Annotated in this window: 9 protein-coding genes; 3 read left to right on the top strand and 6 right to left on the bottom strand. The window is 72.0% G+C overall.

The window, feature by feature from the left end; genetic code table 11:
• Window positions 1-11: 11 nt before the first annotated feature.
• The 4 genes from WMF17_RS03830 to WMF17_RS03845 all read right to left on the bottom strand — a co-directional run bounded on the left by WMF17_RS03830 (window position 12) and on the right by WMF17_RS03845 (window position 3,508).
• The gene (locus WMF17_RS03830; protein WP_437648158.1) at window positions 12-686 is read right to left on the bottom strand and encodes a glutathione S-transferase family protein; all 675 of its coding nucleotides are present in this window, start codon (window positions 684-686) and stop codon (window positions 12-14) included.
• A 64-nt stretch (window positions 687-750) separates the two neighbouring features.
• Complete coding sequence (locus WMF17_RS03835) at window positions 751-1,764, bottom strand: ABC transporter substrate-binding protein (RefSeq protein WP_437600605.1); 1,014 nt, start codon at window positions 1,762-1,764, stop codon at window positions 751-753.
• 12 nt (window positions 1,765-1,776) lie between these two features.
• On the bottom strand, window positions 1,777-2,640 hold the full coding sequence (locus WMF17_RS03840) for an ABC transporter ATP-binding protein (RefSeq protein ID WP_437648160.1): 864 nt from the start codon (window positions 2,638-2,640) through the stop codon (window positions 1,777-1,779).
• Window positions 2,641-2,680: 40 nt separating this feature from the next.
• The gene (locus tag WMF17_RS03845) at window positions 2,681-3,508 is read right to left on the bottom strand and encodes an ABC transporter permease (protein WP_437600607.1); all 828 of its coding nucleotides are present in this window, start codon (window positions 3,506-3,508) and stop codon (window positions 2,681-2,683) included.
• Between the two features lie 859 nt (window positions 3,509-4,367).
• Between WMF17_RS03845 and WMF17_RS03850 the strand changes: the two genes are divergently transcribed.
• Window positions 4,368-4,946, top strand: coding sequence for a GNAT family N-acetyltransferase (locus WMF17_RS03850; protein ID WP_437600608.1), 579 nt, complete (start codon window positions 4,368-4,370; stop codon window positions 4,944-4,946).
• Window positions 4,947-4,972: 26 nt separating this feature from the next.
• Here the strand turns inward: WMF17_RS03850 and WMF17_RS03855 are convergent, their stop codons facing one another.
• Both WMF17_RS03855 and WMF17_RS03860 read right to left on the bottom strand, forming a co-directional pair.
• Window positions 4,973-5,461: an N-acetyltransferase family protein gene (locus WMF17_RS03855; RefSeq protein WP_437648162.1), complete on the bottom strand. Its 489-nt coding sequence runs from the start codon at window positions 5,459-5,461 to the stop codon at window positions 4,973-4,975.
• Between the two features lie 78 nt (window positions 5,462-5,539).
• A complete protein-coding gene (locus WMF17_RS03860) occupies window positions 5,540-9,703 on the bottom strand; it encodes a tetratricopeptide repeat protein (protein WP_437648164.1) in 4,164 nt (1,387 codons plus the stop codon).
• A 347-nt stretch (window positions 9,704-10,050) separates the two neighbouring features.
• Between WMF17_RS03860 and WMF17_RS03865 the strand changes: the two genes are divergently transcribed.
• Complete coding sequence (locus WMF17_RS03865) at window positions 10,051-10,656, top strand: peptidyl-prolyl cis-trans isomerase (protein WP_437648166.1); 606 nt, start codon at window positions 10,051-10,053, stop codon at window positions 10,654-10,656.
• 54 nt (window positions 10,657-10,710) lie between these two features.
• Entirely contained in the window at window positions 10,711-11,007 is a 297-nt protein-coding gene (locus WMF17_RS03870) for a polyhydroxyalkanoic acid system family protein (protein WP_437600612.1), read from the top strand.
• Window positions 11,008-11,103: the final 96 nt, after the last annotated feature.

Below are 11,103 nucleotides of genomic sequence, written 5' to 3' on the forward strand. Positions count from 1 at the left end.
CTCGGTCCCGCTCAGGCGGCCGTCGCCGCCGCCGGTTTCACGAACTTCGCGTAACGCTCCACGTAGAAATCGACCGGATTCGAGGTGGCGCGGACCGCGTCGCGCGCCTGCACCGCCTCGATCCACGCCCGGAGCCGCGTGAGCCCTGCCGGGATGGTGAACCCGCGGAGGCGATCGACCGCGGGCAGCCGCTCGAACCACGGATAGAACGAGAGATCGACGAGGCTGACGTCGGCGCCGAGCCAGTAGGGCCCGCCGCCCGACGACCCCGCCAGCGCCTCTCGCTCGATGAACGCGAGCACCTCGCCGAGCGCCTTGCGCCCCTCCGCTTCGCGCTCCGGCGTCTCGGCCCTGAGCAGCTGGGTGAACGCCGGCACGAGGCGCGTGTTCGCGTAGTCTATCCAGATCCGCGCCAGGGCGCGCTTGCCCGGATCCCTCGGCAGGAGCGCCGGATCGGGGAAGACCTCCTCGAGGTACTCGCCGATGATCGCCGACTCCCAGATGCGGCGCCCCTCGTGCTCGATCGCCGGGACCTTGCCGTAGAGCGAGGCGTCGACGAACGCCCGCGGCTTGTTCTGCAGATCGACCTCGATCAGCTCGGCGTCGATCGCCTTCTCCTGAAGCACGAGCCGGGTACGGTGGGCGAAGGGGCACGCCTTCGCGCTGAAAAGTCGCAGCTTCGTCATCCTGTTCTCCTTCGTGGCGTCCGCCACGCGAAAAGCTCTCCTGCAGTCCACGCAATGGGCGCGCTCATCGGGGCGAGACGCGACCGTTGAATCGCTCGTCGAACACCCGCGAGACCTCGATCTTCTGCGGCAACAAGCCCTCCTGGAAGAAGGTGTCCGCCATCTTCTGTTGCGCTTCCTCGATGTCGTCGTCGAGCGGGACGTATCTCGGCTCGTAGTGCGCGAACATGTCCTGAGCGACCTCGAGCGGCAGCTTGGTGACCTCGGCGAATTTGCGCGCCCACACGTCCTTGTGGTCGTTCGACCACTCCTGGGTCCTGTGCGAGCGGGCCAGGTAGTCCGCGATCGCGGCGGCCTTGCCCGGATCGGCGAGGGCCTTCTCGCTGCTCACCTGGAACGCGAGCGCGTCGGTGAGCCCGTTGCCGTCGAGGAGCTTCACCGCCCCTTGGCGCACGTTGTTGGCCACATGGGGCTCCCAGACCGCCCAGGCGTCGACGTCTCCGTTGGCGAACGCCGGCTGGGCGTCGTTCGGATTCATGTACACGGGCACGATGTCCGCCATGCCGAGGCCGTCCCGGCGGAGCGCCGCCAGCAAGAGGTAATGGGCGGAGGAGCCCTTGGCCACCGCCACCTTCTTGCCCTTGAGCTCGCGGAAGGCCTTGATGCTCGACCCCTGGGGGAGCAGGATCGCCTTGTATTCGGGGCGGTTCCGGGTGACCGCGACGATCCGGATCGGGGCCCCGGCGGCCTGCGCGAAGATCGGGGGCGTATCCCCGACGGCGCCGATGTCCACCGCGTCGGCGTTGATGGCCTCGAGCAGCGGAGGGCCGGCGGTGAACGTCGCCCACTCGATCTTGTACGGGATCCCGTCGAGCTGGCCCGCAGCCTCCAGCCCGCTCTTCACGATGCCCGTCTGCTCGCCGATCCGGAGCATCACCGTCCCGAGGTCGACCGCGGGCCGCTCGCCGGCCCCGGGCGAGTCCCCGGTCTTCGAGCAGGCGGCGATGGACAGGGCGAGCAGCGCTGCCGCGGCGTTGCGGAGCGGGGCGAGCGCATCGAGGAGAGCGGCGATGGACATGGTCTTTCCCCTTCAGGAGACGACAGCCGGCAGGGTTCGCCTTTCGGCGGGAGCGAGGGTGGGTGAGGCCGCTCCTTCGGCGCGACAGGCGGCGCGGAGGGCGGCGCAAGGGGCCGACCCGATGACCGGAGCGTCGTCCGGCTCGTCGCCCTCGACGCCGAGGTGGGCCAGGAGCCCGCCGCGCAGCGCCGCGAACCGGCGGTCGCTGCGCCGCCGCGGCGCCGGAAGATCGATGGCGACGTCCGCGGTGATCACGCTCCCGGCCTCGGGCGACGGCCCGGCGAGGACCAGCGCGCGATCGGCCAGGAGGAGCGCCTCGTCGACGTCGTGCGTGACGAGCAGCACGGCGGGGCGGTGCCGGGCGCAGAGCTCGGCCAGCAAGCCGTGCATGCGGATCCGAGTGAGCGCGTCGAGCGCGCCGAACGGCTCGTCGAGGAGCAGGACCTCCGGTTCGCGCACGAGCGAGCGGGCCAGCGCCGCGCGCTGGGCTTCTCCGCCCGAGAGCGTGAGCGGCCAGGCGTTCGCGTGATCCGAGAGCCCCACCTCCGCGAGCGCGAGGAGCGCGCGCCGCCTCGCCTCGTCCGGCGGGCTGGGGAGCCCCAGCGCGACGTTCCGCCATACCCTCTTCCACGGGAAGAGCCGCGGCTCCTGGAAGACGACGGCGCGCCTCTCCGGGACCAGGACGTCGCCGCTCGCGTGCACGTCGAGCCCCGCGAGCACCCGCAGCAGCGTGCTCTTTCCGGAGCCGCTCGCGCCGAGCAGCGCGACGAACTCGCCGGAGCGGACGGTGAGGTCGACGCCGCCGAGCACCGGGCGGGCACCGAACGCCCGCCGGACGTCGCGGAGCCGCACGGCGGGACCAGGAATCGTGCTCATCACATCGGCCTCCACGCTGTGCTCACGGGCGTCACCCCTCTCACCGGCCGGCGAACGCCGCGCGCCAGCCGAGGACATTGCGCTCGAGCCACCGGACGAACAGATCGGTGCTGAGCCCGAGCAGGGCGTAGATCACGAGACCGAGAACGATGATGTCGGTCCGCAAGAACTCGCGTGCGTTCGTCATGAGGTAGCCAATGCCGGCCGTCGCGTTGATCTGCTCGCTGATGACCAGCACGAGCCAGGCGATCCCCATGGAGTGGCGCAGCCCGATGAGGACGTTGGGGAGCGCGCCGGGGAGCACCACATGCGCGACGAGGCCGAGGCGGCCGAGCCCGAGCGTGGTCGCGGCCTCGACGAGCCTGTTGTCGACGCTGCGGATGCCCGCGTACGTGTTCAGGTAGACGGGGAAGAACGTGCCGAGCGAGACCAGCGCGATCTTCGGCGTCTCGCCGATGCCGAACCAGAGGATGAAGAGCGGCACGAGCGCCAGGACGGGGAGGGTCCTGAGCATCTGGATGGGAGCGTCGAGCACGTCCTCACCGAGCCGGAACAGCCCCGCGACGAGCGCCAGCGTCACGCCGGCGCCCACGCCGATGGCGAGCCCCCGGCTGACCCTGCCGAGCGACACCCAGAGGTGACTCGGCAGCTCCCCGCTGGCGAGGAGCGTGAGCCCTGTGTGCGCCACGGCGGTCGGCGACGCGAGCACGCGCGGCGACACGAGGCCGAGCGACGCCACGGCCTGCCACGCGAAGAGCAGGAACAGGAGGACGAGGATCCGGACCCATCGGATACCCCTCCAGGTGCGTCGCGCGGCTCCACGCTCGGTGCGCGCGTCGGCCACGATCGTCGGTTGCGTTCGCGTCATCTCACGAGCTGTCATCTGACGAACTATCGATAAAGCAGGTAGCGTGCCAGAGCGCTGTCGCAGGAACGGATCGCAATCCATCATGCTGGACATGGACTTGCTGCGACAGGAGCAGGGATTGCTGGTGATGTGTTGCTGCGGCAGCAATGCATCCGGCGTGCGGCGGTGACCGAGTCGACCGGCGTCCTGTGATGCCGTGCGGGCTCGCTGGACCGCCTGTCGCGGCGCACGTTCGAGGTGCTCGGGGCCAGCTTGCTCGACCGGTGCTCCGCTGGAGCGTCGAGCGCTGGGATGGGGCGCTGCCGATGGGAGGGTCGAACGACGTCAAACGCCCGGGAGGCGTCGCGCCTCTCGGGAGGGCGCATGTTCAGATCTTCATCCTTCCTCCTCGTGTCTTGTTTGTCGCGTATGCGACAGAAAGAGGCGCAGTCGGCGCCGCTCCATGGGGTGGCGCCCCTGCTCGAGCGGGTCATCCACGCGCAGGCATGGACACCGAGCCCCTCTCAACGCACCGGGAGGGAGAGCTGCTGTTTTCCGCCTTACTCTTTCGCGACGGATGTTAGTCCGTTATAGCGGAAATGTCAAGCCGCTCCGGGAGGGCGTTGGCGTTTGGCGTTCCTGGTCGGCGGCGCTGTAACGGGTCTGCGGCGGGGATGGCGCTGTCGGGGAGGGGACTGGGCCGGAGATGCGGGGATGTACCAGGGAGGTCTTCATTGTAAGCTTCGCTGTATGACGACGGTTCGTCTCCATGCTGGAGCGCTCTGCGGCTCGGGACATGGCCCTCGCGCGGTCCGCGGCGCTCGACGGGGCAGCGTCTTCGTCGTCAGGTGCACGATCGCGGCAGGCGCGGAGCGGCGCGATGGCGGGTGAGCGCCCGCCGTCTCGTATCCTGACCGCTCGGCTGGCGCTGCGAGCGTGGCGGCCCGAGGATGCTCCTTTGATCAGGGAGGCGATCGACGTAAGCCTCGAGCACCTGCGGCCCTGGATGCCGTGGGCCGTACACGAGCCTTCATCCATGGACGCCACCACTGTGCTCCTGGAGAGGTTCCGGGACGATTTCGCGGCAGGACGCGACTTCCATTACGGCATCTTCACGCGCGATGAGCGCGAGGTGCTCGGGGGGACGGGGCTGCACCCGCGGATCGGTCCGGACGCGATCGAGATCGGGTACTGGCTCCGGGAGACGGCGACGCGCCGCGGTTACGCGAGCGAGGCCGTGGCGCGCTTGACCCGGGTCGCGCTCGAGGAGCTCGGGGTGAGCCGCGTCGAGATCCGTTGCGACCCGCGGAACACGGCGAGCGCCGCCGTGCCTCGACGGCTCGGATATCGACACGTGACGACGCTCGAGGCCGATGCCCTGACGCCCGCGGGCGAGCCGCGCGACACGATGGTGTGGGCGCAGACGGGCGCGGAGCTCGCGGGGCCAAGGCGGGAGTAAGCCACCTCGGTGCGCGCTGGCAGCGATCAGGGATCGAGCGTCATCTCGATCATCGTGCGACGGAAGCCGAACCGCTCGAACAGGCGCTGCGCAGCGGTGTTCTGCGTCGCGGTGTGGAGCACGACGCGTGGCGCACCCAGGGCGCGGAGCCGTGCGAGCATGGCCTCCAGCAGGATGGCGCCCGCGCCGAGCCGGCGCACGGGTTCGGCGACATAGAGGTCGTGGACCACGCCGCAGGCGTCGAGGAGGCTGTTCCAGTCGCGCGGCTCCCGGCGGCCGTAGGCGTAGCCGGCCAGCACCGGCTCGGCGCCGCCTCGCTCGGCGACGACGATCGCGGCGTCAGGGCTTCCGAGCTCGCTGGTGAGCCATCGCTCGTAGCCAGGCTCGATCGGCTCCAGGCACAGGAAGCGGTGAGGATCCAGGGCATGGTGGAGGCGGACGAGCTGCGCCGCGAAGCGCGCCACCTCGGGCATGTCCGCGCGCACCGCCGCGCGGACCGTGATGGAGGAGGTCATCTATCAGGATAGCTGAGCGACGACTGAGCGACGACTGAGCGACGACTGAGCGACGACCGCTCGCCCGGCGCTCGGCGCTCAGCGCTCCTTGCCCGCCCCCAGGCTCGCCAGCGCCTGCTGCGCGTCGCGCCGGTAGGCGTTGTCGGTCGGCGCCGTCTCCAGGAAGCGCTGGTAGTGGCGGATGGCCTTCTCGCGGTTGTTCGTCGCGCGGAGCGCCTCGGCCAGGAGGAAGTGCGCGTCGAACAGCCACGGCGGGGCCGAGCGCTCCGGCGACTCGCCCAGGGCGACCGCCTGCGCCATCTCGGTCGCGGCCCCGGCCCGGTTGCCGCGCGACGCGTAGATCTTGCCGAGGCGGTAGTGCCAGTCGGGGACCTTGTCGTTGGACGCGATCGCCTTGCGCCAGGCCTCCTCCGCTGCCGGCCAGTTGCCCTGATCCTGGTAGCAGAGCGCCATCGTGGCGTACGCCTCGTAGCGGGACGGCCGCTTCTCGAGCGCGATCTGCAGATCCGCCAGCGCGTCGCGGCTCGCCCCCTGCTTCTGCAGCAGGACGCCGCGCTGCCAGTACGCGTCGCCGAGCTCCGCGTCGAGCTCCAGCGCCCGCCTCAGCGCCATCTCGGCGCGCGCGGTCTGGCCCGTCTCGTTGGCGCCCCAGCCGACGTAAAGGTGGTACTCGGCGCGGTTCGGGTCGATCTCCGAGGCGCGCTCCAGGAAGCGCAGCGCCTCGGCTATGTTCGTGCCGCGCGCCAGGAGCGCGCGGCCGAGGAAGTGGTTCGCCTCGGCGGAGTTCGCCTTGTCCTTGAGCACCTCGCGCAGGATGGGCTCGGCCTGGCTCGCGTGCCCCGCCATCACCTGGGTCGAGCCGACGCGCAGCTTCAGATCGACGTCGTTCGGCGCCTTGCGGAGCGCGTCGGCGTACATCTCCAGCGCGCGCTCGCTCTGCCCGGTCTCCTCGAACAGGAGCCCTCGCTCCAGCGCCAGGCCGGGGTAGTCCTTGTCCGCCGCCATGACCTTGTCGAAGACCCGCGCCGCGTCCTCGAAGCGGCGCAGGCGGCGGTAAGCCTCCCCCAGCTTGAACTCGCTGCCGAGGTCCTCCTCCTTGGCGAGCGCGAGCTCGAGCTCCAGCCGGGCCTCCTCGTACTTCCCGGTCTGGAGCGCGACCTCGGCCTTGGCCTTGTGGAGGGCCGGCAGCTCCGGGAACTTCGCCGTCGCCTCCGACAGCTTCGCCGCCGCCGCCTCGTTGCGGCCCAGGCTCGACAGCAGCGAGGACAGCGCCACGTAGGCGTCGACGACCTCCGGGCGGTTCTCGCTCGACTTCACCGCGTCGAGGTACGCCTGCTCCGCTTCCTTCTTGTTGCCGAGCGCGAGCTCGGTGCGCCCGATCCAGTAGGCGACCTGCGGATCCGCCGCGTGGGTCTTCTGCAGCCCCTTCAGGAGGTCCTTCGCCTCCTTCATGCGCTCCTGCGCGAGCCAGGTCTTCGCCTTGCCGATGTGCGCGGCGAGGTTCTGCGCGTCGGCGCGGGCCGCGGCCTCGAAGCGCGCCTGCGCCTCGGAGTAGCGGCCGGACCGGTAGAGGACCTCGCCGTTGCCGATCAGCGCGCGCACCGCTTGCGGATCGATCTTCGCCGCGGCGGCGAAGGCCTGCTCGGCCGCGCTCATGCGGGACTTCGTGAGGTGGATGGTGCCGAGCAGCGTGTACGACTCGACGATCTCGGGGTCGCTCGCGGCGGCGCGGACCGGACCGTCGCCGGTGACCTTGCCGAGCAGGTCGAGCGCCTCCTGCTCGCGGCCCGGCGTCTGCCAGAGGAGCGACGCGATCAGGGTGCGGGCCCCGACGTGGTCCGGCGAGGCCTCGAGCGCGCTCCTGGCGCTCGCCTCGGCGCCGGGCGCGTCGCCGGCGAGCCGCTGCGCCCGGGCCAGGCCGAACAGCGTGCGCGCGCTCTTCTGGAGCTCGGTCGCGCGCTGCCAGGCCGCGATCGCCTTGGGAGCGTCCTTGGCGAGGAGCTCGATCTCGGCGGCGAGGACGGCGACGTCGATGTCGTCCTTGAGCTGGGCGCCGAGCGCCTGCGCGGCCTGGCGCGCGCGCGGGAGCTGGCCCGTGGTCGCGTCCTGCGCCGCGACGGCCAGGGTGAGCAGGTCGCCCGGATGGGAGCTCGCGAGCGTGACCATCTCCTTCCCGAAGGCGTCGTCGATGGTCCGGTGCCCGAAGCGGATGCTGCGCGCGAAGGCGACGTACGCGGCGTAAGCCATCGTCGGCCGGTGGCGGGGCGCGCTCGTGCGTGTGGCCTTCGCGTCGTTCAGCGCGCCGCTCGCGGCCGAGGCGGTGTCCAGGGCGAGGGCCGTCTGGGTCCGCTGCCGGAGATCGGCGAGCGCGGCCTCGTACGCGAAGACGTTGAGCCGGTCGCTGATGAGGTTCACGCCGAAGGCGCCGACGTCCGGAACGAGCGCGAGCGCGCCGCCGCCGACGGCGGCGACGGCGAGCACCGCGACGACGTAGCGCTTGATCTTCGACTTCTGCGCCGGGGCTTCCTGGGCAGGCGCGGGCTTCTCGACCTGCGCCTCCGGCCCGGCGCTCAGGTCGCCGATCTCGGTGCCCGCGCCGGTGAGATCGACCTCGTCGCCGACGCTGGGGTTCGGCTCGCTGAGCTCGATGCCCCGATCGTCGTCGTCCGCCAGCGTCTGCGTGAAGTTCGCGGAGCGGTCGGACGGATCGTACACGGTGGGCGCGGCGCTGGCGGCGAGGTGCGTCACGCTCTCGCCGAGCGCGATCTCATCGCCGAAGTCGGCCGGCGGCATCGCGCCGCCGAAGTCGGCCGGCGGCATCGCGCCGCCGAGGTCGGCCGGCGGCATCGCGCCGCTGCTCGGGGGCTCGGGCGCCGCGTGCGGGATCGGGCGCGGCCCGGGCGCCTGGAACGCGGCGCCGACGCGCGAGTCGTCGTAGTCCGGCGGGGCCTCGTCGAACAGCTCGGCGCCGACGATGGTGCCCGGTCCGGCGGGCAAGCCGGTGCCGGTGGCCTTCGTGGGAAGGGCGGTGCCGGTGGCCTTCGTGGGAAGGGCGGTGCCGGTGGCCTTCGTGGGAAAGCCGGCGGACGCCGCGGCAGGGTAGCCGGCGGACGCCGCGGCTGGGAGCCCGGCGCGCACCGGCGAGGGGAGCGGTGCGGAGACCGGCGCGGGCAGGCCCGCGTTCGAGAACGGGGCGGGCATGCCGATCACGCCCGGGACCGAGTTCGGCAGATCGCTGGCGATGATGGGCAGGTCGCCCGAGGGTGAGGGCAGCTCGGCGTCACCGTCGCCCTCGAGCGGCAGCTCGAGCTCGCCGAAGCCGAACGACATGGACCCGCTGCTGGAACGCGCCGGCGGAGCCGGGGGCGCGTCGTCGTCCAGGTCTCCGAAGTCGTATTCCGGGGCCACGCGGGGCGGAGCGACGTCCCCCATCCCGCGGGTGCGCCCGCGGCTGAGCGGCTGCGAGGCGGCCCCGGAATCGCGCGCGCCGAACCCCGAGGAGGCGCTCGGCCGCGAGTCCCGTATGCCGAACCCGAGGGTGCGCCGGCTGCTGGGAGGATGCGGATCGGACGGCGCCGGCAGGTCGGACTCGGCGAACGCGGTGGGCGTCGCCGGAGCGGTGCGGGACTCCGCGCGCGAGCGCGCCGGAAACGGGGCCGGCGCGGCGGGCATATTGCCGTAGACGACCGGCAGGTCGTCGGGATCGAGCCCCTGCACCTCGGCGTCCGTCGGGCTCGGGAGCTCGACCATGAGATCGATCTCGCCGAAGCCGCGCCGCTGCGGCACGGTCTTGGCGTTGCGCCGATCGGACGGGGCCGGGCGATCGGGGACGTCGGGCAGGCCGATCTCGCCGAAGACCTCGGGGCCCGACGGCTCAGGGGGCGGCGCGGGCGCTGCGGGGGCCGTGGGCGCCGCGCGGCGCGGCGGCGTCGCAACGGGCGCCGGTCCCGGACGACGAGGAGGCGCGACCGCGGGGAACGCGACGTCCTCCGAGGCCGCCACGGGCAGATCGGCGTCGTCGTGCATCGCCGGCGCGCTCCGCTCCGAGAGCTGTAAGCCTCCCACAGCCCGCGGCGCAGGCGTGGGCGCGGGCGTCGGCGCAGGTGCTGCACCCGCGCCCCCCTTGGTCACCAGCAGGCTCGTACCGCACTTCGGACAGCGCATCCTGAGCCCCGCAGGGGGAACGCGCTTCTCGTCGACCTGGTACGGCGATTTGCATCCGTCGCACTCGACCTTGATCATGCTCCCCGACCCGATGCCGGCGCTGCGAGCGCCTCCGCAGGCGCCTCCACGCTCGTTCGACCTGCAAAAGGCCGGGATGCACCGACATCCGCTCTCCTTACTAGCAGGGCTTGTGGTCCTTGGATCGCCTCTTCTACGGGCCGTCCTCAAATTGGCGAGTTCCCCGGGCATGTCGCGTGCTTGTCTCCGGCGTGGAGCCGGAGCAGCGCCGGAGTGAAGCCGGAACAAACGCGGCCGGCGACCGAGCGACGCGCGGCGGGCGCGGGTTCGAGACGTCCGGCCGGCGGAGCGCGCCGCCATCACGGCCTCGCCAAGCGTCCTCCACTTGTGCTAACGCGCTGCCGCCCATGCAGCGCTCGACGGCGGTCATCTACACGCTCTTCTTTGCGGGCGCGCTGGCGTTCGTCATCGTGAACGGCGGCCCGAAGGGGAGCGGCGCGGCCAGCGCGCCCGCCGATGCGGGCGCCGACGCCGACGCCGACGCCGACGCCGGCTCGCCTGCGGCGACGGCGGCGGACGACGGCGACGCGGGGAGCGACGCCGGCGGTGCCGGCCTCCTCCAGGAGAGCGGCCCGGAGCAAGCGGCGCGATCCGACGCGGGCATCACGCTCCTCTCGGGCGAGGCGCCGCCCGGGCTGCCGGCCGAGGCGCCGAAGAAGGTGCGCTTCGGCGTGGTGCTCATCCAGTACCGTGGAGCGCAGGGCGCGACGCCGAACGCGCGCTCCAAGGACGCCGCGCTCGCGCTCGCCAGGGAGCTCGCCGAGGTCGCCAAGACGGACTTCAAGGCCGCCATCGGCAAGGGGGACAAGGGATCGACCGACGATCTCGGCTACATCCCGCGCGGCGTGCTCGAGCCCGCGCCGGAGTATGAGCTCTTCAGCCTCCCCAAGGGGGGCGTGAGCGGCCCGGTCGACACGCCGCGCGGCTTTTGGATCGCGCGCCGGATCGAGTAAGGATGGCCTACCGCGCGGCGCGTCGCCGCGCGCGCGAACGAGTGGAGATACCGTATGGCGACGATCGACATCCGCCGGCAGCACGCGCTCACCAAGGAGGATGCCAGGCAGCGCGCGGAGGAGCTCGCGCGGGGCATGGAGGACAAGCTCGGTATCCGCTGGCGGTGGGAAGGCGATCTCATCCGGTTCGAGGCCCCGGGCGGCGCAGCGAAGGGGACGAAGGGCCTCGTGCGCGTCGAGGCGTCCGCCGTCCAGGTGGAGATCGATCTCCCGTTCCTGCTGAAGGCGATGAAGGGCACGATCGAGTCGAAGGTCAACGAGAAGCTCGAGGCCGTGCTCTCCAAGGCCTAGCCGCGGCGGCCGGATTCAAGGAAGCGCCGCGCAGACCTGCGCGCGGTAGCGCCGCAGCTCCGCGCTTTCCAGGGCTGCGCGCCTCCACGCGCGCGG

This window comes from Sorangium sp. So ce362 (assembly GCF_051519845.1).
In the GTDB taxonomy this organism is placed as follows: domain Bacteria; phylum Myxococcota_A; class Polyangia; order Polyangiales; family Polyangiaceae; genus Sorangium.